Annotated in this window: 35 protein-coding genes and 1 pseudogene; 34 read left to right on the top strand and 2 right to left on the bottom strand. The window is 67.1% G+C overall.

Annotated features, from left to right (window positions below):
* Positions 1–46: 46 nt before the first annotated feature.
* Positions 47–1,087: a hypothetical protein gene (locus tag ACIRPX_RS34440; protein ID WP_404202638.1), complete on the bottom strand. Its 1,041-nt coding sequence runs from the start codon at positions 1,085–1,087 to the stop codon at positions 47–49.
* A 227-nt stretch (positions 1,088–1,314) separates the two neighbouring features.
* Between ACIRPX_RS34440 and ACIRPX_RS34435 the strand changes: the two genes are divergently transcribed.
* The 5 genes from ACIRPX_RS34435 (at position 1,315) to tuf (ending at position 6,514) form a co-directional block, all read left to right on the top strand.
* Complete coding sequence (locus ACIRPX_RS34435; protein ID WP_404202636.1) at positions 1,315–1,830, top strand: DUF1707 and DUF4190 domain-containing protein; 516 nt, start codon at positions 1,315–1,317, stop codon at positions 1,828–1,830.
* Positions 1,831–2,139: 309 nt separating this feature from the next.
* On the top strand, positions 2,140–2,511 hold the full coding sequence (rpsL, locus tag ACIRPX_RS34430; RefSeq protein ID WP_003948652.1) for a 30S ribosomal protein S12: 372 nt from the start codon (positions 2,140–2,142) through the stop codon (positions 2,509–2,511).
* Positions 2,512–2,513: 2 nt separating this feature from the next.
* Entirely contained in the window at positions 2,514–2,984 is a 471-nt protein-coding gene (gene rpsG, locus ACIRPX_RS34425; protein WP_003992340.1) for a 30S ribosomal protein S7, read from the top strand.
* 39 nt (positions 2,985–3,023) lie between these two features.
* On the top strand, positions 3,024–5,150 hold the full coding sequence (gene fusA / locus ACIRPX_RS34420) for an elongation factor G (protein WP_404202634.1): 2,127 nt from the start codon (positions 3,024–3,026) through the stop codon (positions 5,148–5,150).
* Between the two features lie 170 nt (positions 5,151–5,320).
* Positions 5,321–6,514, top strand: coding sequence for an elongation factor Tu (gene tuf, locus ACIRPX_RS34415; RefSeq protein ID WP_404202632.1), 1,194 nt, complete (start codon positions 5,321–5,323; stop codon positions 6,512–6,514).
* A 94-nt stretch (positions 6,515–6,608) separates the two neighbouring features.
* Here the strand turns inward: tuf and ACIRPX_RS34410 are convergent, their stop codons facing one another.
* Complete coding sequence (locus ACIRPX_RS34410) at positions 6,609–7,781, bottom strand: right-handed parallel beta-helix repeat-containing protein (protein WP_404202630.1); 1,173 nt, start codon at positions 7,779–7,781, stop codon at positions 6,609–6,611.
* 580 nt (positions 7,782–8,361) lie between these two features.
* Here ACIRPX_RS34410 and rpsJ point away from each other — a divergent pair.
* From rpsJ to ACIRPX_RS34265, 29 genes and pseudogenes are all read left to right on the top strand, one after another.
* Complete coding sequence (gene rpsJ / locus ACIRPX_RS34405) at positions 8,362–8,670, top strand: 30S ribosomal protein S10 (protein WP_003948644.1); 309 nt, start codon at positions 8,362–8,364, stop codon at positions 8,668–8,670.
* A gap of 16 nt (positions 8,671–8,686) precedes the next feature.
* Positions 8,687–9,331: a 50S ribosomal protein L3 gene (rplC, locus tag ACIRPX_RS34400; RefSeq protein ID WP_062706771.1), complete on the top strand. Its 645-nt coding sequence runs from the start codon at positions 8,687–8,689 to the stop codon at positions 9,329–9,331.
* 8 nt (positions 9,332–9,339) lie between these two features.
* On the top strand, positions 9,340–10,005 hold the full coding sequence (gene rplD / locus ACIRPX_RS34395) for a 50S ribosomal protein L4 (protein ID WP_404202628.1): 666 nt from the start codon (positions 9,340–9,342) through the stop codon (positions 10,003–10,005).
* Positions 10,005–10,424, top strand: a complete 420-nt coding sequence (gene rplW / locus ACIRPX_RS34390) for a 50S ribosomal protein L23 (RefSeq protein ID WP_150949546.1) — start codon at positions 10,005–10,007, stop codon at positions 10,422–10,424. Before rplD ends, rplW begins: the two co-directional genes overlap by 1 nt.
* A gap of 38 nt (positions 10,425–10,462) precedes the next feature.
* The gene (rplB, locus tag ACIRPX_RS34385; protein ID WP_016434624.1) at positions 10,463–11,299 is read left to right on the top strand and encodes a 50S ribosomal protein L2; all 837 of its coding nucleotides are present in this window, start codon (positions 10,463–10,465) and stop codon (positions 11,297–11,299) included.
* A 12-nt stretch (positions 11,300–11,311) separates the two neighbouring features.
* Positions 11,312–11,593 carry a 30S ribosomal protein S19 gene (rpsS, locus tag ACIRPX_RS34380; RefSeq protein WP_019753092.1) on the top strand — a complete coding sequence of 94 codons (282 nt, stop codon included), beginning with the start codon at positions 11,312–11,314 and terminating at the stop codon, positions 11,591–11,593.
* Positions 11,594–11,637: 44 nt separating this feature from the next.
* A complete protein-coding gene (gene rplV, locus ACIRPX_RS34375) occupies positions 11,638–11,985 on the top strand; it encodes a 50S ribosomal protein L22 (protein ID WP_003974262.1) in 348 nt (115 codons plus the stop codon).
* Positions 11,985–12,806 (top strand): 30S ribosomal protein S3, encoded by an 822-nt coding sequence (gene rpsC, locus ACIRPX_RS34370; protein ID WP_003998826.1) that lies wholly within the window; start codon positions 11,985–11,987, stop codon positions 12,804–12,806. Before rplV ends, rpsC begins: the two co-directional genes overlap by 1 nt.
* Before the next feature lie 5 nt (positions 12,807–12,811).
* On the top strand, positions 12,812–13,231 hold the full coding sequence (rplP, locus tag ACIRPX_RS34365; protein ID WP_007494765.1) for a 50S ribosomal protein L16: 420 nt from the start codon (positions 12,812–12,814) through the stop codon (positions 13,229–13,231).
* Positions 13,231–13,455 (top strand): 50S ribosomal protein L29, encoded by a 225-nt coding sequence (gene rpmC, locus ACIRPX_RS34360; protein ID WP_003974259.1) that lies wholly within the window; start codon positions 13,231–13,233, stop codon positions 13,453–13,455. The genes rplP and rpmC overlap by 1 nt, the downstream gene beginning before the upstream one ends.
* Positions 13,455–13,742, top strand: coding sequence for a 30S ribosomal protein S17 (gene rpsQ / locus ACIRPX_RS34355; RefSeq protein ID WP_016434628.1), 288 nt, complete (start codon positions 13,455–13,457; stop codon positions 13,740–13,742). The genes rpmC and rpsQ overlap by 1 nt, the downstream gene beginning before the upstream one ends.
* Before the next feature lie 112 nt (positions 13,743–13,854).
* On the top strand, positions 13,855–14,223 hold the full coding sequence (gene rplN / locus ACIRPX_RS34350; RefSeq protein ID WP_003998823.1) for a 50S ribosomal protein L14: 369 nt from the start codon (positions 13,855–13,857) through the stop codon (positions 14,221–14,223).
* Between the two features lie 2 nt (positions 14,224–14,225).
* Positions 14,226–14,549 (top strand): 50S ribosomal protein L24, encoded by a 324-nt coding sequence (gene rplX / locus ACIRPX_RS34345; protein ID WP_129307392.1) that lies wholly within the window; start codon positions 14,226–14,228, stop codon positions 14,547–14,549.
* On the top strand, positions 14,549–15,106 hold the full coding sequence (gene rplE / locus ACIRPX_RS34340; RefSeq protein ID WP_007494758.1) for a 50S ribosomal protein L5: 558 nt from the start codon (positions 14,549–14,551) through the stop codon (positions 15,104–15,106). Before rplX ends, rplE begins: the two co-directional genes overlap by 1 nt.
* A gap of 5 nt (positions 15,107–15,111) precedes the next feature.
* Positions 15,112–15,297: a type Z 30S ribosomal protein S14 gene (locus tag ACIRPX_RS34335; RefSeq protein WP_003948630.1), complete on the top strand. Its 186-nt coding sequence runs from the start codon at positions 15,112–15,114 to the stop codon at positions 15,295–15,297.
* A gap of 213 nt (positions 15,298–15,510) precedes the next feature.
* On the top strand, positions 15,511–15,909 hold the full coding sequence (gene rpsH, locus ACIRPX_RS34330; RefSeq protein ID WP_030046382.1) for a 30S ribosomal protein S8: 399 nt from the start codon (positions 15,511–15,513) through the stop codon (positions 15,907–15,909).
* 24 nt (positions 15,910–15,933) lie between these two features.
* A complete protein-coding gene (rplF, locus tag ACIRPX_RS34325; protein ID WP_384252224.1) occupies positions 15,934–16,473 on the top strand; it encodes a 50S ribosomal protein L6 in 540 nt (179 codons plus the stop codon).
* A 3-nt stretch (positions 16,474–16,476) separates the two neighbouring features.
* On the top strand, positions 16,477–16,860 hold the full coding sequence (gene rplR / locus ACIRPX_RS34320; RefSeq protein WP_310764890.1) for a 50S ribosomal protein L18: 384 nt from the start codon (positions 16,477–16,479) through the stop codon (positions 16,858–16,860).
* Positions 16,861–16,896: 36 nt separating this feature from the next.
* On the top strand, positions 16,897–17,502 hold the full coding sequence (gene rpsE / locus ACIRPX_RS34315) for a 30S ribosomal protein S5 (RefSeq protein WP_016434633.1): 606 nt from the start codon (positions 16,897–16,899) through the stop codon (positions 17,500–17,502).
* 2 nt (positions 17,503–17,504) lie between these two features.
* Positions 17,505–17,687, top strand: coding sequence for a 50S ribosomal protein L30 (gene rpmD, locus ACIRPX_RS34310; RefSeq protein ID WP_009190145.1), 183 nt, complete (start codon positions 17,505–17,507; stop codon positions 17,685–17,687).
* A gap of 2 nt (positions 17,688–17,689) precedes the next feature.
* Complete coding sequence (gene rplO / locus ACIRPX_RS34305) at positions 17,690–18,145, top strand: 50S ribosomal protein L15 (RefSeq protein ID WP_404202623.1); 456 nt, start codon at positions 17,690–17,692, stop codon at positions 18,143–18,145.
* 190 nt (positions 18,146–18,335) lie between these two features.
* Positions 18,336–19,649 carry a preprotein translocase subunit SecY gene (gene secY, locus ACIRPX_RS34300; RefSeq protein ID WP_404202621.1) on the top strand — a complete coding sequence of 438 codons (1,314 nt, stop codon included), beginning with the start codon at positions 18,336–18,338 and terminating at the stop codon, positions 19,647–19,649.
* Positions 19,649–20,311, top strand: a complete 663-nt coding sequence (locus tag ACIRPX_RS34295; protein WP_404202619.1) for an adenylate kinase — start codon at positions 19,649–19,651, stop codon at positions 20,309–20,311. The genes secY and ACIRPX_RS34295 overlap by 1 nt, the downstream gene beginning before the upstream one ends.
* 98 nt (positions 20,312–20,409) lie before the next feature.
* The gene (gene map, locus ACIRPX_RS34290) at positions 20,410–21,246 is read left to right on the top strand and encodes a type I methionyl aminopeptidase (RefSeq protein ID WP_404202617.1); all 837 of its coding nucleotides are present in this window, start codon (positions 20,410–20,412) and stop codon (positions 21,244–21,246) included.
* A 206-nt stretch (positions 21,247–21,452) separates the two neighbouring features.
* Positions 21,453–21,674 carry a translation initiation factor IF-1 gene (infA, locus tag ACIRPX_RS34285; protein WP_003948620.1) on the top strand — a complete coding sequence of 74 codons (222 nt, stop codon included), beginning with the start codon at positions 21,453–21,455 and terminating at the stop codon, positions 21,672–21,674.
* Between the two features lie 59 nt (positions 21,675–21,733).
* The gene (gene rpmJ / locus ACIRPX_RS34280; RefSeq protein ID WP_003974245.1) at positions 21,734–21,847 is read left to right on the top strand and encodes a 50S ribosomal protein L36; all 114 of its coding nucleotides are present in this window, start codon (positions 21,734–21,736) and stop codon (positions 21,845–21,847) included.
* Between the two features lie 194 nt (positions 21,848–22,041).
* Positions 22,042–22,422, top strand: coding sequence for a 30S ribosomal protein S13 (rpsM, locus tag ACIRPX_RS34275; RefSeq protein ID WP_404202615.1), 381 nt, complete (start codon positions 22,042–22,044; stop codon positions 22,420–22,422).
* Positions 22,423–22,492: 70 nt separating this feature from the next.
* Positions 22,493–22,897, top strand: a complete 405-nt coding sequence (gene rpsK, locus ACIRPX_RS34270; protein WP_003956432.1) for a 30S ribosomal protein S11 — start codon at positions 22,493–22,495, stop codon at positions 22,895–22,897.
* A gap of 145 nt (positions 22,898–23,042) precedes the next feature.
* Positions 23,043–23,303, top strand: a pseudogene (locus tag ACIRPX_RS34265) (DNA-directed RNA polymerase subunit alpha); the annotation flags it as partial.

The raw sequence follows: 23,303 nt of genomic DNA, 5'->3' as shown, positions 1-23,303 counted from the left end.
CGGAGGGCGGAGCGTGGTGCACACCCCGCGGGGGCGTCGGGACCCGTCAGGCGGCCGGGTGGAGGGTCCAGCGGCCCGTGGCCTGGACGCGCAGGACACGCCGGGCGTCCGGTACCGCGACCGTCAGGCGGGCGCGGCCGCGGCCGTCGGCGAGCAGCCGGCCCGGGCGGTACGTCCGGGTGACCTCGCGGAGTGCGAACGCGCCCGTGCCGTGGTGCTCGAACTCGACCGCACGGCACCCGTCGTCCTTGAGCACCGTCTCGATGCCCCGCCCCGTCAGCGGCGCGCCCGCCTCCAGCCGCCGGGCCTCACCGGGCGGACGCAGCGCGATCCGCCAGGGACCCGTCGCGCCCACGTCCAGGAACATCTCCGTGCCGTGCTGCTCCGGCAGCAGTACCCGCGCCCGGCCGGGGGCCGTCCGGGACGGTTCGAAGGCGCCCTTGAGCAGGACCCGCGGCCGTCCGCCCGCGCCGCCGCGGTCGCGCACCGAGAAGCTGCCGGAAGCGTTGTCGGTCTCGAAGACCAGCAGCGCGGGGCCGCCCTCGGCGGGCCGGGGGACGCGGACCCTGGTGCCGCCGGTGCCGCGGGTCCAGACGATGTCGGTGCCCGCCCTGCGCGCGGTGTCGAGGCGCTCCAGGGCCGTCCGGCCGCGTTCCAGGAGTTCCGGCACCCGGGCGGGGGCGCTCGCCCCGGCCTCGTCGTAGGTCTCCACGGCGGTGCGGTAGGCGGCCAGGTCGTCCGGGTCGGCGCACGGGCCGGGGCGGTAGGTGTGCAGGCGCAGGAGTTCGCCGTACGAGGTGATGGCCCGGTCGGCGGCCTCGGCGGCGGTCGGCCGGAGCGGCCCGGGCAGGGCCGGCTTCGGTGAGGGGTGCGGCCCGAGGCTCCCCGTGCGCCTGCCGCCGGGCGCGAACCGGTGGGCGGCCAGGGCCGGCGGGAACACCAGGGCGACGTACATGAGGAGCGCGGCCCCGCCGTCGCCGACGGGGAGCAGGCTCAGCACGAGGCCGAGCAGGAGGAGGACGAGCGTGCCGCTGAGCAGCCCGTACCCCACGCACCTGCCCCACGGCGCCCTGCTGCCGGAAGTCATACGGCCACCCCCCCCGTCGCGACCGGGACGTCCGCCAGGACCGCCCCCCGGACATCGTGCCGTCGTGCGCGTGCCCGCCGTGAGGGCCGTCGTGGGACATGTCGGGCGGACTCCCGCTGCCGGGCTCCGGCAACGGCCGCAAGCCGGCGGACCCTGCGGGAACCGATGCTGAATACGGTGCGTTGGAGCATGATGAAGGCATTCAGCCGCCTCTGGGGGAGGTGTCCGTGTCGTACCCGACGCCGTGGCAGCCGTGGCACGCCCAGAGCCCCCCGTCCATGCTGGCCTCCCATGCCGACCGTGAGCGCGCCGTGGACGTGCTCAGAGCCGGGTACGGGGAGGGACGGCTGGAGCATCACGAGTTCGAGAAGCGGGTCTCGCGTGCCTATGCGGCCCGCACGGTGGGGGAGTTGGCCCTGCTGGTCGCTGATCTGCCCACCGGGCCCGTGCCGCAGCCCGCGGCCGGCATGGCCGTCCCGCAGACCTTCCAGCCCGTCGTACGGCGGCAGACGAACGCCAAGGCCATCGGGGCCGCCGTCTGCGGCCTGCTGTGCCTGCCGACGATGGGGCTGACGGGCATACCGGCCGTCATCCTGGGGCACACGGCACGCAACGAGATGGAGCGCACCGGGGAGGCCGGCGAGGGTCTCGCGCTGACCGGTCTGGTGCTGGGATGGCTGTCGACGGCCGGCTGGGCGCTGGTGCTGACGCTGCTGCTCGCGGTGGCGCTGGCCTCCGGATGACGGTCGCGGACGGGGCGAATCGAAGATCCATGGCGTGCATGGTCTTGACATCCGACGCACGGTGATGCGGGCGCGGCCCATTTGTTTTGACCGTAGCGTTTGAGGTAGGTACGCTCAGACCTTGTGCCTGGGGTGTGCCCTGGCTCTCGTGCGTGCCTTCAAACCGCATAACGAGCTGTGAGCGGCCACCGTAATCTGTGCTCTTTTCGCCTCGCGGCGGGAGTCCGCCGGATTCGACACACCCGACCGCGTGGGTCGGCGACGTTCCAGGTTAGCTTCACCAATCGGCACACAGAAACCGGAGAAGTAGTGCCTACGATCCAGCAGCTGGTCCGCAAGGGCCGGCAGGACAAGGTCGAGAAGAACAAGACGCCCGCACTCGAGGGTTCCCCTCAGCGTCGTGGCGTCTGCACGCGTGTGTTCACGACCACCCCGAAGAAGCCGAACTCGGCCCTGCGTAAGGTCGCGCGTGTGCGTCTGACCAGCGGGATCGAGGTCACCGCTTACATTCCGGGTGAGGGACACAACCTGCAGGAGCACTCCATCGTGCTCGTGCGCGGCGGCCGTGTGAAGGACCTGCCGGGTGTTCGCTACAAGATCATCCGTGGCTCCCTCGACACCCAGGGTGTCAAGAACCGCAAGCAGGCCCGTTCCCGCTACGGCGCCAAGAAGGAGAAGTAGAAATGCCTCGTAAGGGCCCCGCCCCGAAGCGCCCGGTCATCATCGACCCGGTCTACGGTTCTCCTCTGGTGACGTCGCTCATCAACAAGGTGCTGCTGAACGGCAAGCGCTCCACCGCCGAGCGCATCGTCTACGGCGCCATGGAAGGTCTGCGTGAGAAGACGGGCAACGACCCGATCATCACGCTGAAGCGCGCGCTGGAGAACATCAAGCCGACCCTCGAGGTCAAGTCCCGCCGTGTCGGTGGTGCGACGTACCAGGTTCCGATCGAGGTCAAGCCCGGTCGTGCCAACACGCTCGCGCTGCGCTGGCTCGTCGGCTACTCCCGCGCCCGTCGCGAGAAGACCATGACCGAGCGTCTGCTCAACGAGCTTCTCGACGCCTCCAACGGCCTTGGTGCCGCTGTGAAGAAGCGCGAGGACACGCACAAGATGGCCGAGTCCAACAAGGCCTTCGCGCACTACCGCTGGTAGTCGCTACCCACATCGAGACCGAGAGAAGACTGAAGCCTTATGGCTACCACTTCACTTGACCTGGCCAAGGTCCGCAACATCGGGATCATGGCCCACATCGACGCGGGCAAGACGACCACCACCGAGCGGATCCTGTTCTACACCGGCGTTTCGTACAAGATCGGTGAGGTCCACGACGGCGCCGCCACCATGGACTGGATGGAGCAGGAGCAGGAGCGTGGCATCACGATCACCTCTGCTGCCACCACCTGTCACTGGCCGATGGACGACGTCGACCACACCATCAACATCATCGACACCCCGGGGCACGTCGACTTCACCGTAGAGGTGGAGCGCTCCCTGCGTGTGCTCGACGGTGCCGTGACGGTGTTCGACGGCGTCGCCGGTGTCGAGCCGCAGTCCGAGACGGTGTGGCGTCAGGCGGACCGCTACGGCGTCCCGCGTATCTGCTTCGTCAACAAGCTCGACCGCACCGGTGCCGAGTTCCACCGCTGTGTCGACATGATCTCCGACCGCCTGGGCGCCCAGCCGATCGTGATGCAGCTGCCGATCGGTGCCGAGGCCGACTTCAAGGGCGTCGTCGACCTCGTGACGATGAAGGCCCTCGTGTGGTCCGCCGAGGCCACCAAGGGCGAGATGTACGACACCGTCGACATCCCGGACACCCACGTCGAGGCTGCCGAGGAGTACCGCGGCAAGCTGCTCGAGGCCGTGGCCGAGAACGACGAAGAGATCATGGAGCTGTACCTGGAGGGCACCGAGCCCACCGTGGAGCAGCTGTACGCCGCGATCCGCCGCATCACCATCGCGTCCGGCAAGTCCCAGGACACCACGGTCACCCCGGTGTTCTGCGGCACCGCGTTCAAGAACAAGGGCGTCCAGCCCCTGCTCGACGCGGTCGTGCGCTACCTCCCCTCCCCCCTGGACGTCGAGGCCATCGAGGGCCACGACGTGAAGGACCCGGAGACGGTCGTCAAGCGCAAGCCGTCCGAGGACGAGCCGCTGTCCGCGCTCGCGTTCAAGATCATGAGCGACCCGCACCTCGGCAAGCTCACCTTCGTCCGGGTCTACTCGGGCCGCCTGGTGTCCGGCACCTCGGTGCTGAACTCCGTCAAGGGCAAGAAGGAGCGCATCGGCAAGATCTACCGGATGCACGCGAACAAGCGTGAGGAGATCGAGTCGGTGGGCGCCGGCGACATCGTCGCGGTCATGGGTCTGAAGCAGACCACGACCGGCGAGACGCTGTGCGACGACAAGGCCCCGGTGATCCTGGAGTCCATGGACTTCCCGGCGCCGGTCATCCAGGTCGCCATCGAGCCCAAGTCCAAGGGCGACCAGGAGAAGCTGGGCGTCGCGATCCAGCGCCTGGCCGAGGAGGACCCGTCCTTCCAGGTCCACTCGGACGAGGAGACCGGCCAGACCATCATCGGCGGTATGGGCGAGCTGCACCTCGAGGTGCTGGTCGACCGCATGCGCCGTGAGTTCCGGGTCGAGGCCAACGTCGGCAAGCCGCAGGTCGCGTACCGCGAGACGATCCGCAAGGCCGTCGAGCGCGTGGACTACACCCACAAGAAGCAGACCGGTGGTACCGGTCAGTTCGCCAAGGTGCAGATCGCGATCGAGCCCATCGAGGGCGGCGACGCCTCGTACGAGTTCGTGAACAAGGTGACCGGTGGCCGTATCCCGAAGGAGTACATCCCTTCGGTGGACGCCGGTGCGCAGGAGGCCATGCAGTTCGGCATCCTCGCGGGCTACGAGATGACCGGCGTGCGCGTCACGCTGATCGACGGTGGCTACCACGAGGTCGACTCCTCCGAGCTCGCCTTCAAGATCGCCGGTTCGCAGGCCTTCAAGGAGGCCGCGCGCAAGGCCAGCCCCGTGCTGCTCGAGCCGATGATGGCCGTCGAGGTCACCACGCCCGAGGACTACATGGGTGAGGTCATCGGCGACATCAACTCCCGCCGTGGCCAGATCCAGGCCATGGAGGAGCGGGCCGGTGCCCGCGTCGTGAAGGGCCTCGTGCCCCTCTCGGAGATGTTCGGTTACGTCGGCGACCTGCGCAGCAAGACGTCCGGCCGGGCCAGCTACTCCATGCAGTTCGACTCCTACGCCGAGGTTCCGCGGAACGTCGCCGAGGAGATCATCGCGAAGGCCAAGGGCGAGTAACGCACCGCGTTATCGCACCGCGTTTCCACGCCTTAGGCTTGACTCCGGAGCCTGCCGGGGCATTCCTCCCCAATCGTGGGGGAATGCCCCGGGGCCCGGGCACCAACAGCAAAGATCACCTGGCGCCGATGAAGTAAGGCGTACCAGAACCACTCCACAGGAGGACCCCAGTGGCGAAGGCGAAGTTCGAGCGGACTAAGCCGCACGTCAACATCGGCACCATCGGTCACATCGACCACGGTAAGACGACCCTCACGGCCGCCATTACCAAGGTGCTGCACGACGCGTACCCGGACCTGAACGAGGCCTCGGCGTTCGACCAGATCGACAAGGCTCCCGAAGAGCGCCAGCGCGGTATCACCATCTCCATCGCGCACGTCGAGTACCAGACGGAGACGCGTCACTACGCCCACGTCGACTGCCCCGGTCACGCGGACTACATCAAGAACATGATCACCGGTGCTGCCCAGATGGACGGCGCCATCCTCGTGGTCGCCGCCACCGACGGCCCGATGCCGCAGACCAAGGAGCACGTGCTCCTGGCCCGCCAGGTCGGCGTTCCGTACATCGTCGTCGCCCTGAACAAGGCCGACATGGTGGACGACGAGGAGATCCTGGAGCTCGTCGAGCTCGAGGTCCGTGAGCTGCTCTCCGAGTACGAGTTCCCGGGCGACGACGTTCCGGTCGTCAAGGTCTCCGCGCTCAAGGCGCTCGAGGGCGACAAGGAGTGGGGCCAGTCGGTCCTGGACCTGATGAAGGCCGTCGACGAGGCGATCCCGCAGCCCGAGCGTGACGTCGACAAGCCGTTCCTGATGCCGATCGAGGACGTCTTCACGATCACCGGTCGTGGCACCGTCGTCACCGGCCGTATCGAGCGTGGTGTCCTCAAGGTCAACGAGACCGTCGACATCATCGGCATCAAGACCGAGAAGACCACCACCACGGTCACCGGCATCGAGATGTTCCGCAAGCTGCTCGACGAGGGCCAGGCCGGTGAGAACGTCGGTCTGCTGCTCCGCGGCATCAAGCGCGAGGACGTCGAGCGCGGCCAGGTCATCATCAAGCCCGGTTCGGTCACCCCGCACACCGAGTTCGAGGCCCAGGCCTACATCCTGTCCAAGGACGAGGGTGGCCGCCACACGCCGTTCTTCAACAACTACCGCCCGCAGTTCTACTTCCGTACGACGGACGTGACCGGCGTCGTGACCCTCCCCGAGGGCACCGAGATGGTCATGCCGGGTGACAACACCGAGATGAAGGTGGAGCTCATCCAGCCCGTCGCCATGGAGGAGGGCCTGAAGTTCGCCATCCGTGAGGGTGGCCGGACCGTGGGCGCCGGCCAGGTCACCAAGATCAACAAGTGATCTTGGCCCGCGAGGGCTGACCCGGCAGGACTCTGAAGGGCCTGTACGACTCCGGTCGTACAGGCCCTTTCGGTTGCCCGCCGGGGACCTTTCCCTACGGCGTCACCACCGTGCCGCCGAAGGTCACGGCCAGCCGGCCGTCCGAGGCGAAGGACCAGCCGAGGGCGCCGCTGTAGGAGGAGCAGCGGGAGCCGTTGGTGCCGGTCCAGAACTGGTTGGAGCCGTCGGCGTCGCCGACCGTCTTGTCGTTCGAGCCGTCGACGGCGAACCGGCACGAGGTGTTGGTGCGGAACACCGAGGTGCCCTTGTCGAAGGAGAAGTTGCGCTCGGCGTTGTCGATGCCGGCGTTGTTCGAGATCGCCATCGTGCCGGGGTTGTTGTTGTAGGTGAACCCGTGGTGGCCGTTGCCGTAGGCGATGTCGTGCCGCACGGTGTGGTCGACGGCGATGCCGTCCCCGCCGAGCTTGTAGCCGTTGCGGTCGCCGTCGCCGCTCTGGCTGCCGTCGGACAGGGTGCCGTTGCTGGAGGAGAGCGAGTACTCGATGGTCACCGGGCCGATGGCACCGGTGGCGGTCTTGGTGTAGAGGTCCCAGCCGTCGTCGATGTTGTGGTGGGAGACGTCGTAGCGGAAGACGTTCCCGGTGCCGGTGGTGAGCTTCGCGGCGAAACCGTCGGCGTCCTCGCCGTCGGAGTCGGCGTTGTCGTGCGACTCCGAGCTCACCACCAGGTTGTTCGACGGCCACTGGGAGCTCGGGGTGCTGGAGGAGATCCGGCCGAGCTGCAGTCCGGTGTCGCGGTTGTACGCCGTCACCGTGCGTTCGACGACGTTGTCGCTGCCGCCGACGTAGATCCCGTTGTCGCCGGCGTGTTCGACGGTGAGGCCGTACAGGTGCCAGCGGTTCGCGTTGAGCTGGATCCCGCGGTTGGACGAACTCTCGCTCTGCGCCGAGAAGTTGAGCACCGGGGTCTCGCCCGGGTAGGCGCGCAGGGTGGTGCGGGCGGCGGCGGTGCCGTCGCTGCCGGCCGGGATCGTGATCGTCGAGGAGTAGGCGTAGGTGCCGCCGCGCAGGTAGATGGTGCCGCCCGGTGCGATGCGGCCGATCGCCGTGGCGAGCGTCGTCGGGGCGGACTGCGTTCCGGCCGCGCCCGCGGTGCCGGCGGGCGACACGTACTGCGTGGAGCTCGCGGCCTGCGCCGGAGCGCCGGACAGTGCGACGAGCGCGCCTGCCAGCAGGGTGACGCACGCGATGACGGGTCTCACTTGCATGGTGATGCCTCCGGGTTCGTCCGTGACCAGGGCTGCCGTGCACGGGAGAAAGCGCTTTCTCAGCTCCCGGACGGGACCGTAAGCGCTTGCTGTGGACGCGTCAATAGACAAGTGATTGATTCTTATTCACAAGGGTGAACGCGCTCCGGGCTGCCGGGAGGGTGCGGGTTTGACCTGCGTCACCCTCGGGGTATTCTCTCCGGCTCGATTGGCCAGGCCCCTGCCCCATATGGCAGACTGTCGGAGTTGCTCGGTCGAGTGTTGATGCTGCGCGCCTCCCGCCGGGAGGACCGGAAGCGAGTCCCACAGTACTCGTCGCCCCAACTGCCGTAAGGCAGCGCTGGGGCGGACGTACGGGAATCTTCCGGGAAGTGTCGGTGCGGCACCGGCCAGGCACCCGGTGGGCCCTTCGCCCCCGGCCTGCGGTTCCGAAAGGGTCGCGCTCTCCCAGCAGGGATGTTCGAACAAGGGGCATCTGTGTCAGCGAGGGTGCGACACGCCCGACCGCGTGGGTCGGAGGCCGAGATCCACGGAACACCGGGTTCCAGAGCGTTACGAGAGACAGGACTACTGAGTAGCCATGGCGGGACAGAAGATCCGCATCCGGCTCAAGGCCTACGACCACGAGGTCATCGACTCCTCGGCGAAGAAGATCGTCGAGACGGTGACCCGCACTGGTGCGTCGGTCGCGGGCCCGGTGCCGCTGCCCACTGAGAAGAACGTGTACTGCGTCATCAAGTCGCCGCACAAGTACAAGGACTCGCGCGAGCACTTCGAGATGCGCACGCACAAGCGCCTGATCGACATTCTCGACCCGACCCCCAAGACCGTTGACTCTCTGATGCGACTCGACCTCCCGGCCGGTGTCGACATCGAGATCAAGCTCTGAGGCCGGTGATCTGAGAATGGCTAAGCAGATCAAGGGCATCCTGGGCGAGAAGCTCGGCATGACGCAGGTGTGGGACGAGAACAACCGTGTTGTTCCGGTCACCGTCGTCAAGGCCGGCCCCAACGTCGTCACCCAGGTGCGTACGAACGACGTCGACGGCTACGAGTCGGTCCAGATCGCCTTCGGCGAGATCGACCCGCGCAAGGTGAACAAGCCCCTCAAGGGCCACTTCGCGAAGGCCGACGTCACCCCCCGTCGCCACCTCGTCGAGATCCGTACGGCCGACGCCTCCGAGTACACCCTCGGTCAGGAAGTCACCGCCGAGGTCTTCGAGGCGGGCGTCAAGGTCGACGTCACCGGCAAGAGCAAGGGCAAGGGCTTCGCCGGCGTCATGAAGCGTCACAACTTCAAGGGCCTCGGCGCCGGTCACGGCACCCAGCGCAAGCACCGCTCTCCCGGTTCCATCGGTGGCTGTGCCACCCCGGGCCGTGTGTTCAAGGGCCTCCGCATGGCGGGTCGCATGGGCAACGAGCGGGTCACCACCCAGAACCTGACCGTCCACGCCGTTGACGCGGAGAAGGGTCTGCTGCTCATCAAGGGCGCGGTTCCCGGTCCGAACGGCGGCCTCGTCCTGGTCCGCACCGCGGCCAAGGGGGCCTGAGGTAACCGATGAGCACTGTTGACATCCTTTCGCCGGCGGGCGAGAAGGCCGGTTCCGTCGAGCTCCCCGCGGAGATCTTCGACGTCGAGAAGGTCAGCATCCCGCTGATCCACCAGGTCGTCGTCGCGCAGCTGGCCGCCGCCCGTCAGGGCACGCACAAGGTCAAGACCCGTGGCGAGGTCCGTGGTGGTGGCAAGAAGCCGTACCGCCAGAAGGGCACCGGCCGCGCCCGTCAGGGTTCGACCCGCGCCCCGCAGTTCGCCGGTGGTGGCGTCGTGCACGGTCCCGTGCCGCGCGACTACTCGCAGCGGACCCCCAAGAAGATGAAGGCCGCCGCCCTGCGTCACGCCCTCACCGACCGGGCCCGCCACAACCGCATCCACGTCGTCTCCGGCGTGATCGCGGGCGAGACCCCCTCCACCAAGGCCGCCAAGACGCTGTTCGGCAAGATCTCGGAGCGCAAGAACCTGCTCCTGGTCGTCGACCGCGCCGACGAGGCCGCGTGGCTGTCCGCCCGCAACCTGCCCCAGGTCCACATCCTGGAGCCGGGCCAGCTGAACACGTACGACGTTCTCGTCTCGGACGACGTGGTCTTCACCCAGGCCGCTTTCGAGTCCTTCGTGTCTGGCGCGCCGGCTGAATCGGCTGCTGACACCGAAGGGAGCGAGGCCTGATGGCTACGCGTCACCCGAGCATTGCCTCCAAGGCTGCGAAGGCCGCCAAGGCCGCGCGCGTCGCCAAGGCGCGCCGCCACGCCGCCGAGGGCAAGAACACCGTCGAGACCCCGGCGAGCAAGGCGTACACGGACCCCCGTGACGTGCTGCTGAAGCCGGTCGTCTCCGAGAAGAGCTACGCGCTTCTCGACGAGAACAAGTACACGTTCATCGTCGACCCGAGTGCCAACAAGACCCAGATCAAGCAGGCCGTCCAGGCGGTCTTCTCGGTCAAGGTCACCGGGGTCAACACGATCAACCGCCAGGGCAAGCGCAAGCGGACCCGCACGGGCTTCGGCCAGCGTGCCGCCACCAAGCGCGCGATCGTGACCCTCGCCGAGGGCGACCGTATCGACATCTTCGGCGGTCCGACCGCGTAAGCGGGTCGGATCGTCCGATATCGGACGAGGACTGAGAAATGGGAATCCGCAAGTACAAGCCGACTACGCCGGGCCGCCGTGGCTCCAGCGTCGCCGACTTCGTCGAGGTCACGCGGTCCACGCCGGAGAAGTCGCTGGTCCGCCCCCTGCACAGCAAGGGCGGCCGTAACAATTCCGGTCGTGTGACCGTCCGCCACCAGGGCGGTGGCCACAAGCGCGCCTACCGCGTGATCGACTTCCGTCGTCACGACAAGGACGGCGTGCCGGCGAAGGTCGCGCACATCGAGTACGACCCCAACCGCACCGCGCGCATCGCGCTGCTCCACTACGCGGACGGCGAGAAGCGCTACATCCTGGCGCCGCGGGGCCTGAACCAGGGCGACCGGATCGAGAACGGTCCCGGCGCCGACATCAAGCCCGGCAACAACCTGGCGCTGCGCAACATCCCGGTCGGTACGACGATCCACTCCGTGGAGCTTCGTCCGGGCGGCGGCGCCAAGTTCGCCCGCTCCGCCGGTGCCTCCGTGCAGCTGCTCGCGAAGGAGGGCTCCATGGCCCACCTCCGCATGCCGTCCGGTGAGATCCGCCTGGTCGACCAGCGCTGCCGCGCCACGGTCGGCGAGGTCGGCAACGCCGAGCAGAGCAACATCAACTGGGGCAAGGCCGGCCGTAAGCGCTGGCTGGGCGTCCGCCCGACCGTTCGCGGTGTGGCGATGAACCCGGTTGACCACCCCCACGGTGGTGGTGAGGGCAAGACCTCCGGTGGTCGCCACCCGGTCAGCCCCTGGGGTCAGAAGGAAGGTCGTACTCGTTCGCCCAAGAAGGCGTCGAACAAGTACATCGTCCGCCGCCGCAAGACGAACAAGAAGCGCTAGGAGCGGGTTTAGATGCCGCGCAGTCTCAAGAAGGGGCCCTTCGTCGACGACCACCTGATCAAGAAGGTGGAAGCCCAGAACGAAGCAGGCACCAAGAACGTCATCAAGACCTGGTCCCGTCGCTCCATGATCGTGCCGGCCATGCTCGGCCACACGCTCGCGGTGCACAACGGCAAGACCCACATCCCGGTGTTCGTCACCGAGTCGATGGTCGGCCACAAGCTCGGCGAGTTCTCGCCGACGCGCACCTTCCGGGGTCACGTCAAGGACGACCGGAAGTCGAAGCGCCGCTAGCAGCGGATCGCATTCAGACACGTAAGTAACTGAGAGGGACAACCATGGAAGCCAGGGCCCAGGCGCGGTACATCCGCGTTACGCCCATGAAGGCCCGCCGCGTGGTGGACCTTATCCGTGGCATGGACGCCACGGAGGCTCAGGCTGTTCTGCGATTCGCTCCGCAGGCAGCCTCCGTGCCCGTCGGCAAGGTGCTCGACAGCGCCATCGCCAACGCCGCGCACAACTACGACCACACCGACGCCGACAGCCTCTTCATCTCCGAGGCGTACGTCGACGAGGGCCCGACCCTGAAGCGGTTCCGGCCGCGCGCCCAGGGCCGTGCCTACCGGATCCGCAAGCGGACCAGCCACATCACCGTGGTCGTCAGCAGCAAGGAAGGAACCCGGTAATGGGCCAGAAGGTAAACCCGCACGGGTTCCGGCTCGGTGTCACCACCGACTTCAAGTCGCGTTGGTACGCCGACAAGCTGTACAAGGACTACGTCAAGGAAGACGTCGCCATCCGCCGGATGATGACGTCCGGCATGGAGCGCGCCGGCATCTCGAAGGTGGAGATCGAGCGCACCCGTGACCGCGTGCGGGTGGACATCCACACCGCTCGTCCGGGCATCGTCATCGGCCGCCGTGGCGCCGAGGCCGACCGCATCCGCGGCGACCTCGAGAAGCTCACGGGCAAGCAGGTCCAGCTGAACATCCTCGAGGTCAAGAACCCCGAGACCGACGCTCAGCTGGTCGCGCAGGCCGTTGCCGAGCAGCTCTCCTCCCGCGTCTCCTTCCGCCGTGCCATGCGCAAGAGCATGCAGTCGGCGATGAAGGCCGGCGCCAAGGGCATCAAGATCCAGTGCGGTGGCCGCCTCGGCGGCGCCGAGATGTCCCGCTCGGAGTTCTACCGCGAGGGCCGCGTGCCCCTGCACACGCTCCGCGCGAACGTGGACTACGGCTTCTTCGAGGCCAAGACGACCTTCGGCCGTATCGGCGTGAAGGTCTGGATCTACAAGGGCGACGTCAAGAACATCGCCGAGGTCCGCGCCGAGAACGCTGCGGCCCGTGCGGGTAACCGCCCGGCCCGTGGCGGTGCCGACCGCCCGGCCCGTGGTGGCCGCGGTGGCGAGCGGCGCGGTCGCAAGCCGCAGCAGGCTGCCGGCGCCGAGGCCCCCAAGGCCGAGGCTCCCGCGTCCGCTCCGGCTGAGAGCACCGGAACGGAGGCCTGACCGACATGCTGATCCCCCGTAGGGTCAAGCACCGCAAGCAGCACCACCCGGGACGCAGCGGCGCCGCCAAGGGTGGCACGACGGTTGCGTTCGGCGAGTACGGCATCCAGGCGCTCACCCCGGCGTATGTGACGAACCGCCAGATCGAGGCCGCTCGTATCGCCATGACGCGTCACATCAAGCGTGGTGGCAAGGTCTGGATCAACATCTACCCGGACCGTCCCCTCACCAAGAAGCCTGCCGAGACCCGCATGGGTTCCGGTAAGGGTTCGCCGGAGTGGTGGATCGCCAACGTCAAGCCCGGACGCGTGATGTTCGAGCTGTCGTACCCCAACGAGAAGATCGCCCGTGAGGCGCTGACCCGTGCGGCCCACAAGCTGCCGATGAAGTGCCGGATCGTCAAGCGCGAGGCAGGTGAAGCGTGATGTCGGCCGGTACCAAGGCGTCCGAGCTGCGCGAGCTGGGCAACGAGGAGCTTCTGGCGAAGCTCCGCGAGGCCAAGGAAGAGCTGTTCAACCTCCGCTTCCAGGCGGCGACGGGTCAGCTCGAGAACCACGGTCGGCTCAAGGCCGTCCGCAAGGACATCGCGCGGATCTACACCCTGATGCGTGAGCGCGAGCTGGGCATCGAGACGGTGGAGAGCGCCTGATGAGCGAGAGCAACGTGACTGAAGAGACGAAGGCCGCGCGCGGCTTCCGCAAGACCCGTGAGGGTCTGGTCGTCAGCGACAAGATGGACAAGACCGTCGTCGTCGCCGTCGAGGACCGCGTCAAGCACGCGCTGTACGGCAAGGTCATCCGCCGTACCAACAAGCTCAAGGCCCACGACGAGCAGAACGCCGCGGGTGTCGGCGACCGTGTCCTCCTCGCGGAGACCCGGCCGCTGTCCGCCACGAAGCGGTGGCGCGTCGTGGAGATCCTCGAGAAGGCCAAGTAGTAATTCCTGCGGGGCAGTTGCTCCGCAGGACAGTTCCGCCAGGCTCGGCAGGGGCGGCACCCCGTAACGGGGCGGCCCCTGCCGGGAACCGGCAGACAAACAGGAGATAGACGTGATCCAGCAGGAGTCGCGACTTCGTGTCGCCGACAACACTGGTGCGAAGGAGATCCTTTGCATCCGTGTGCTCGGTGGCTCCGGTCGCCGCTACGCGGGCATCGGTGACGTCATCGTCGCCACCGTCAAGGACGCGATCCCCGGTGGCAACGTGAAGAAGGGTGACGTCGTCAAGGCGGTCATCGTTCGCACCGTCAAGGAGCGCCGCCGTCCGGACGGCTCGTACATCCGCTTCGACGAGAACGCCGCCGTCATTCTGAAGAACGACGGTGACCCTCGTGGCACCCGCATCTTCGGCCCGGTCGGCCGGGAGCTGCGCGAGAAGAAGTTCATGAAGATCATCTCGCTCGCGCCGGAGGTGCTGTAAGCATGAAGATCAAGAAGGGCGACCTGGTCCAGGTCATCACCGGCAAGGACAAGGGCAAGCAGGGCAAGGTCATCGCGGCCTACCCCCGCGAGGACCGCGTCCTGGTCGAGGGTGTCAACCGGGTCAAGAAGCACACCAAGGCCGGCCCGACCGCCAGCGGTTCGCAGGCCGGCGGCATCGTGACCACCGAGGCCCCCGTCCACGTCTCCAACGTCCAGCTGGTCGTGGAGAAGGACGGCAACAAGGTCGTCACGCGCGTCGGTTACCGCTTCGACGACGAGGGCAACAAGATCCGCGTTGCCAAGCGGACGGGTGAGGACATCTGATGGCTACCACCACCACTCCGCGTCTCAAGACGAAGTACCGCGAGGAGATCGCGGGCAAGCTGCGTGACGAGTTCAAGTACGAGAACGTCATGCAGATCCCCGGCCTCGTCAAGATCGTGGTCAACATGGGTGTCGGCGACGCCGCCCGTGACTCGAAGCTGATCGAGGGCGCGATCCGCGACCTGACCACCATCACCGGTCAGAAGCCGGCCGTCACCAAGGCCCGCAAGTCCATCGCGCAGTTCAAGCTGCGTGAGGGCCAGCCGATCGGTGCCCACGTCACGCTCCGTGGCGACCGCATGTGGGAGTTCCTGGACCGCACCCTGTCGCTCGCGCTCCCGCGCATCCGCGACTTCCGCGGTCTGTCCCCCAAGCAGTTCGACGGCCGTGGCAACTACACCTTCGGTCTCACGGAGCAGGTCATGTTCCACGAGATCGACCAGGACAAGATCGACCGCGTCCGGGGTATGGACATCACCGTGGTCACCACGGCGACCAACGACGCTGAGGGCCGCGCGCTCCTTCGTCACCTCGGCTTCCCCTTCAAGGAGGCGTGAGCGAGATGGCGAAGAAGGCTCTGATCGCGAAGGCTGCTCGCAAGCCCAAGTTCGGCGTGCGTGGCTACACGCGCTGCCAGCGCTGCGGCCGTCCCCACTCCGTGTACCGCAAGTTCGGCCTGTGCCGCGTGTGCCTGCGTGAGATGGCTCACCGTGGCGAGCTGCCGGGCGTGACCAAGAGCTCCTGGTAATCCCCCTTTCAGGGATTCCAAGGGCTCTCGGTAAGCAATGGGCGTGTCAGGCGCCCGCCCTTCCATGGCTTAGGCTTGGGGGGTTGGGCGCCTGACGGTCGCCCGTACGACTTACTACGCCGTAGGTCCACCGCGCCGCACCCGTCCCGTCTCGGATCGGGGAGAGGGATGGCGCACCAGGAAACCCCGGCGAGAGAGGCCGAAGGCCAATTCATGACCATGACTGATCCGATCGCAGACATGCTGACCCGTCTGCGGAACGCGAACTCGGCATACCACGACTCCGTGACGATGCCGGCATCGAAGATCAAGTCGCACATCGCGGAGATCCTCCAGCAGGAGGGCTTCATCACGGGCTGGCGCGTCGAGGACGCCGAGGTCGGCAAGAACCTCGTCCTGGAGCTGAAGTTCGGCCCCAACCGTGAGCGCTCCATCGCGGGCATCAAGCGGATCTCCAAGCCCGGTCTCCGGGTGTACGCGAAGTCCACCAACCTGCCGAAGGTGCTCGGCGGCCTCGGCGTGGCGATCATCTCCACGTCGCACGGGCTCCTCACCGACAAGCAGGCCGGCAAGAAGGGCGTGGGTGGGGAAGTCCTCGCCTACGTCTGGTAGCGGAAGGGAACGGAGGAAAAAGCTATGTCGCGTATTGGCAAGCTCCCCATCACGGTTCCCGCCGGCGTGGACGTCACCATCGACGGCCGTACGGTCTCGGTCAAGGGCCCCAAGGGCACGCTGACCCACACCGTCGTGGCGCCGATCGACATCGCCAAGGGTGAGGACGGCGTTCTCAACGTCACCCGCCCCAACGACGAGCGTCAGAACAAGGCCCTGCACGGCCTGTCCCGCACGCTGGTGGCGAACATGATCACCGGCGTGACCCAGGGTTACGTGAAGAAGCTCGAGATCAGCGGTGTCGGTTACCGCGTGACGGCCAAGGGCTCGAACCTCGAGTTCGCTCTCGGCTACAGCCACCCGATCACCGTCGAGGCCCCCGAGGGCATCACCTTCAAGGTGGAGGCCCCCACCCGGTTCTCGGTCGAGGGCATCGACAAGCAGAAGGTCGGCGAGGTTGCGGCCAACATCCGCAAGCTGCGCAAGCCCGACCCGTACAAGGCCAAGGGCGTCAAGTACGAGGGCGAAGTCATCCGCCGCAAGGTCGGAAAGGCGGGTAAGTAAGCCATGGCATACGGGCAGAAGATCCTCAAGGGCGACGCCTACAAGCGCGCCGCGATCAAGCGCCGTCACATCCGGATCCGCAAGCGGATCTCCGGTACGGCGGAGCGTCCCCGTCTGGTCGTGACCCGCTCCAACCGCCACATCGTGGCGCAGGTGATCGACGACCTGAAGGGTCACACCCTGGCGTCGGCGTCCACCCTGGACACGTCGATCCGCGGTGGCGAGGCCGACAAGTCCGCGCAGGCCAAGCAGGTCGGCGCCCTGGTCGCCGAGCGCGCCAAGGCCGCCGGTGTCGAGGCCGTGGTGTTCGACCGTGGTGGCAACCAGTACGCCGGGCGCATCGCCGCCCTGGCGGACGCCGCCCGCGAGGCCGGGCTCAAGTTCTGAGCCGCTTGTAGCTAGCGGAAAGAGAGAGGTAATCCAATGGCTGGACCCCAGCGCCGCGGAAGCGGTGCCGGTGGCGGCGAGCGGCGGGACCGGAAGGGCCGTGACGGCGGCGCTGCTGCCGCCGAGAAGACCGCGTACGTTGAGCGCGTCGTCGCGATCAACCGCGTCGCCAAGGTTGTGAAGGGTGGTCGTCGCTTCAGCTTCACCGCGCTGGTCGTGGTGGGCGACGGTGACGGCACCGTGGGTGTCGGTTACGGCAAGGCCAAGGAGGTGCCGGCCGCCATCGCCAAGGGCGTTGAGGAGGCCAAGAAGCACTTCTTCAAGGTCCCGCGTATCCAGGGCACCATCCCGCACCCGATCCAGGGTGAGAAGGCTGCCGGCGTCGTACTGCTCAAGCCCGCGTCCCCCGGTACCGGTGTGATCGCCGGTGGCCCGGTGCGCGCCGTGCTCGAGTGCGCCGGTATCCACGACATCCTGTCGAAGTCGCTCGGCTCCGACAACGCGATCAACATCGTGCACGCGACCGTGGAGGCCCTCAAGGGCCTGCAGCGTCCCGAGGAGGTCGCGGCCCGCCGTGGCCTGCCGCTCGAGGACGTCGCCCCCGCGGCCCTGCTGCGTGCGCGTGCGGGAGCGGGTGCGTAATCATGGCGCAGCTCAAGATCACGCAGACGAAGTCGTACATCGGCAGCAAGCAGAACCACCGTGACACCCTGCGTTCCCTGGGCCTCAAGCGCCTGGGTGACGTGGTCGTCAAGGAGGACCGCCCCGAGTTCCGCGGCATGGTGCACACCGTCCGCCACCTCGTGACGGTCGAGGAGGTCGACTGATCATGGCGGAGAACAACCCGCTCAAGATCCACAACCTCCGTCCCGCCCCGGGCGCCAAGACCGCCAAGACCCGTGTCGGTCGTGGTGAGGCGTCGAAGGGTAAGACGGCCGGTCGTGGTACCAAGGGCACGAAGGCCCGCTACCAGGTTCCGGAGCGCTTCGAGGGTGGGCAGATGCCCCTCCACATGCGCCTCCCGAAGCTGAAGGGCTTCAAGAACCCGTTCAAGACCGAGTACCAGGTCGTGAACCTCGACAAGCTGGCCGCGCTCTACCCCGAGGGTGGCGAGGTCACGGTCGAGGGTCTGGTGACCAGGGGCGCCGTTCGCAAGAACGCGCTCGTCAAGGTCCTCGGCCAGGGCGAGATCTCCGTGGCGCTGCAGGTGACGGTCGACGCCGTCTCCGGCTCCGCCAAGGAGAAGATCACCGCCGCCGGCGGTACCGTCACCGAGCTCGTCTGAGCCACTCAGGCGATCGCTCGATGACCTGAACGAATCCGACCGGGGATATCCCATCAAGGGGTATCCCCGGTTGGTCGTTCCACGGGAAGCTGTGCCGCCGGTAAGGTAGCCAGCACTGTTCTTCTTTGTATCCGTCGAACCTCAAGACCGTCACCCTTGACGCAGTTGCGCGGGGGTCGCAGGAGGCACCGTGCTCACCGCGTTCGCCCGGGCGTTCAGGACGCCCGACCTGCGCAAGAAGCTGCTCTTCACGCTCGGCATCATCGTGGTGTACCGGGTCGGTACCCACATCCCGATCCCCGGCGTCAACTACCAGGCCGTCCAGAGTTGTGTCGACCAGGCGTCCGGCAACCAGGGCCTGTTCGGTCTGGTCAACATGTTCAGCGGCGGCGCGCTGCTGCAGATCACGGTCTTCGCGCTCGGCATCATGCCGTACATCACGGCGAGCATCATTCTCCAGCTGCTGACCGTGGTGATCCCGCGTCTGGAGGCCCTCAAGAAGGAGGGCTCGGCCGGTACGGCGAAGATCACGCAGTACACCCGTTACCTCACGGTGGCGCTCGCCATCCTGCAGGGCACCGGCCTGGTGGCCACCGCCCGCAGCGGCGCCCTCTTCTCCGGCTGCACGGTCGCCTCCAGCATCGTCCCGGACCAGGCGATCTTCACCACCATCACCATGGTCGTCTGCATGACCGCCGGTACGGCCGTCGTCATGTGGCTCGGCGAGCTGATCACCGACCGCGGTATCGGCAACGGCATGTCGATCCTGATGTTCATCTCGATCGCCGCCACCTTCCCGTCCGCGCTGTGGGCCATCAAGAAGCAGGGCACCCTGGCCGGCGGCTGGATCGAGTTCGGCACCGTCATCCTCGTCGGCCTGGTCATGGTCGGTCTGGTGGTCTTCGTCGAGCAGGCGCAGCGGCGCATTCCGGTGCAGTACGCGAAGCGCATGATCGGCCGCCGTTCCTACGGCGGCACGTCGACCTACATCCCGCTGAAGGTCAACCAGGCGGGTGTGATTCCCGTCATCTTCGCGTCGTCACTGCTCTACATCCCGGCACTGATCGCTCAGTTCTCCGGAAGCAAGGCGGGCTGGAAGACCTGGGTCGAGCAGAACCTGACCAAGGGCGACCACCCGATCTACCTGGTCAGCTACTTCCTGCTGATCGTTTTCTTCGCGTTCTTCTACGTGGCGATCTCCTTCAACCCCGAAGAAGTCGCCGACAACATGAAGAAGTATGGTGGCTTCATCCCGGGCATCCGGGCTGGCCGACCGACCGCTGAGTACCTCAGCTACGTACTCAACCGGATCACCTGGCCGGGTTCGCTGTATTTGGGGCTGATCGCTCTCGTACCAACGATGGCGTTGGTCGGGTTCGGGGCATCCGGTAACTTCCCCTTCGGCGGGACGAGCATCCTGATCATCGTGGGTGTGGGTCTTGAGACGGTGAAGCAGATCGAGAGCCAGCTCCAGCAGCGCAATTACGAAGGGTTCCTCCGCTGATGCGAATCGTCCTCGTCGGGCCGCCCGGTGCTGGAAAGGGCACCCAGGCCACCCGCCTTGCCGGGAAGCTGTCGATCCCGCACATCTCCACGGGCGATCTGTTCCGAGCGAACATCAGCCGGCAGACGGAGCTCGGGAAGCTCGCGAAGTCCTACATGGACGCCGGCAACCTCGTCCCCGACGAGGTCACCATCGCGATGGCCAAGGACCGCATGGAGCAGCCGGACGCGGAGAACGGCTTCCTGCTCGACGGTTTCCCGCGCAACGTCTCGCAGGCCGAGGCGCTCGACGAGCTGCTCAAGACCGAGACCATCAAGCTGGACGCGGTGCTCGACCTCGAGGTCCCGGAGGAAGAGGTCGTCAAGCGGATCGCCGGCCGGCGCATCTGCCGCAACGACTCCGCGCACGTGTTCCACGTGACGTACAGCCCCGCGAAGAAGGACGGCGTCTGCGACGTCTGCGGCGGGGAGCTCTACCAGCGCGACGACGACTCGGAGGAGACCGTCCGCAAGCGGCTCGAGGTCTACCACACGCAGACCGAGCCGATCATCGACTACTACAAGACGCAGGGCCTGGTCGTCACGATCTCGTCCCTGGGTCCGGTGGACGAGGTCACGCAGCGGGCGCTGGAAGCACTCAAGCGCGAGGACGACGGCAAGTAGTCGTCCGCCTGTTACGGCCGTGGCACCCGAAGGGGCGTCACGGCCGTAGTGTTGTGTTGGTAAACCGGTAGCCGAAGTGACGGAGAGCGCAGGACCCCATGGTGCAGATCAAGAGCCCCGAGCAGATCGCCAAGATGCGGGAGGCGGGGCTGGTCGTCGCCGCCATCCACGCGGCGACCCGTGAGGCGGCGGTGCCCGGCGCCTCCACCAAGGACCTGGACCAGGTCGCGCGCAAGGTCCTCGCCGAGCACAACGCCAAGCCCAACTTCCTCGGCTACGGCGGCTTCCCCGCGACGATCTGCACCTCCGTCAACGAGGTCGTCGTCCACGGCATCCCGTCCGACGACGTCGTCCTGAAGGACGGGGACGTCATCTCCATCGACTGCGGCGCGATCATCGACGGCTGGCACGGGGACGCGGCGTACACCGCCTTCGTGGGCTCCGGCCACGCTCCGGAGCTGATCGAGCTCTCCCGGGTCACCGAGGAGTCGATGTGGGCCGGCATCGCGGCGATGAAGCAGGGCAGCCGGCTCGTCGACGTCTCCCGGGCCATCGAGACCTACATCCGCCGCCAGCCGAAGCCGGGCGGCGGCAAGTACGGGATCATCGAGGACTACGGCGGCCACGGCATCGGCACCGAGATGCACATGGACCCGCACCTGCTGAACTACGTCGACCGCCGCCGCGGCAAGGGCCCCAAGCTGGTCCCCGGCTTCTGCCTGGCGATCGAGCCGATGGTCTCCCTCGGCACCCCGAAGACCGAGGTCCTCTCCGACGACTGGACGGTCATCACCACCGACGGCACCTGGTCCTCCCACTGGGAGCACTCGGTCGCCCTGACCGAGGAGGGCCCCCTGGTCCTCACGGCGCCCGACGGCGGCAGGGCCAAGCTGGCGGAACACGGCATCACGGCGGCCCCGGACCCGCTGGCCTGAGGTCCGTGGCCCGGGCCGTGCCCCTGACGGGCGCTCCGCAGGCGTGCGCTTAATGATCTCGCTGCGGGGGCAGACTTGCTCGATTCGTCTTTCCGGGTGCGCTGACGTAGACTGACTCGTCGGCTCTCGTGCACCCGCATGTCCGCATGCGCCCGTAAGGGAAAGCATCGAGAGTCGATCAAGGTAGTCGATTCGAAGGGCGAAGCGTGGCCAAGAAGCAAGGTGCCATCGAGATCGAGGGCACTGTCGTCGAGTCTCTTCCGAACGCCATGTTCAAGGTCGAGCTCCAGAACGGCCACCAGGTCCTGGCACACATCAGCGGCAAGATGCGTATGCACTACATCCGTATCCTCCCTGACGACCGGGTCGTGGTGGAGCTGTCTCCGTACGACCTGACGCGTGGCCGGATCGTCTACCGCTACAAGTAGATCTTGCCCGCATCCCGCTCACGCGGGGTGGTGGCACTGACCCGGAGAACCTCAATCCCATGAAGGTCAAGCCGAGCGTCAAGAAGATCTGCGACAAGTGCAGGGTGATCCGCCGTCACGGTCGGGTCATGGTCATCTGCGACAACCCGCGCCACAAGCAGCGCCAGGGCTGACGCACGACCTCTCCCTCTGCATCGACATCGCAGAGATTCGCGCGACGCGAGCTGAATATGTTCATACGCAGGACCCGGGCACCGAAGGTGCCTGACACCCCCGGTTCGGAGGCCGGGGACTCGGTTCGTACCTCGTACGGCGGCCGGGAACCGGTTCTGCGGAAGACCTCCGAAGATCACCAGGAGCCATTGAAGTGGCACGCGTTTCCGGTGTTGACATCCCGCGCGAAAAGCGCGTGGAGATCGCCCTCACCTACGTGTTCGGCATCGGCCGGACCCTCTCCCAGCAGACGCTGGCCGAGACCGGTATCGACCCGAACACCCGTGTTCGTGACCTGAGCGAAGAGCAGCTCGTCGCGATCCGCGAGTACGTGGACAACAACATCAAGACCGAGGGTGACCTCCGTCGCGAGATCCAGGCCGACATCCGCCGCAAGGTCGAGATCGGTGCCTACCAGGGTCTCCGTCACCGTCGCGGTCTGCCCGTCCGCGGTCAGCGCACCAGCACGAACGCCCGCACCCGCAAGGGCCCGCGTCGCGCCATCGCCGGCAAGAAGAAGCCGGGCAAGAAGTAGTCCTCGGCGGACAACGCTTCATCAGCGGTCTTCGCTGTAGGACCGACCACCTCCCCGTAGGAGTTTGTAGATGCCCCCCAAGGGTCGTCAGGGCGCTGCCAAGAAGGTGCGCCGCAAGGAAAAGAAGAACGTCGCTCACGGTCACGCGCACATCAAGAGCACGTTCAACAACACCATCGTCTCGATCACGGACCCGTCCGGCAACGTGATCTCCTGGGCCTCGGCCGGCCACGTCGGCTTCAAGGGCTCCCGGAAGTCCACGCCGTTCGCCGCGCAGATGGCCGCCGAGTCGGCCGCCCGCCGCGCGCAGGAGCACGGCATGCGCAAGGTCGACGTGTTCGTCAAGGGCCCGGGTTCCGGTCGTGAGACCGCCATCCGCTCCCTGCAGGCCACGGGCCTCGAGGTCGGCTCCATCCAGGACGTCACCCCGACCCCGCACAACGGCTGCCGCCCGCCGAAGCGCCGCCGCGTCTGAGGCAAGGTCGCTCCGAAGGTCCGGGCGGTACGGCTCCGTAAGGGGCGTGCCGCCCGTACCCTTGCAGTACCCGCACCTCTCACAGGTGCGGTCTCCGTCGGACGTCAAATAGCGGGCGTCCACGAAAGAAGGATCTGATCCACACATGCTGATCGCTCAGCGTCCCTCGTTGACCGAAGAGGTCGTCGACGAGTTCCGTTCCCGGTTCGTGATCGAGCCGCTGGAGCCGGGCTTCGGCTACACCCTCGGCAACTCCCTCCGCCGCACCCTCCTCTCGTCGATCCCCGGCGCCGCTGTCACCAGCATCCGGATCGACGGTGTCCTGCACGAGTTCACCACCGTGCCGGGCGTCAAGGAGGACGTCACCGACCTGATCCTCAACATCAAGCAGCTGGTCGTCTCCTCC

Source organism: Streptomyces sp. NPDC101225 (assembly GCF_044767585.1).
Classification (GTDB): domain Bacteria; phylum Actinomycetota; class Actinomycetes; order Streptomycetales; family Streptomycetaceae; genus Streptomyces.
This window is presented reverse-complemented; position numbering and strand designations above follow the sequence as displayed.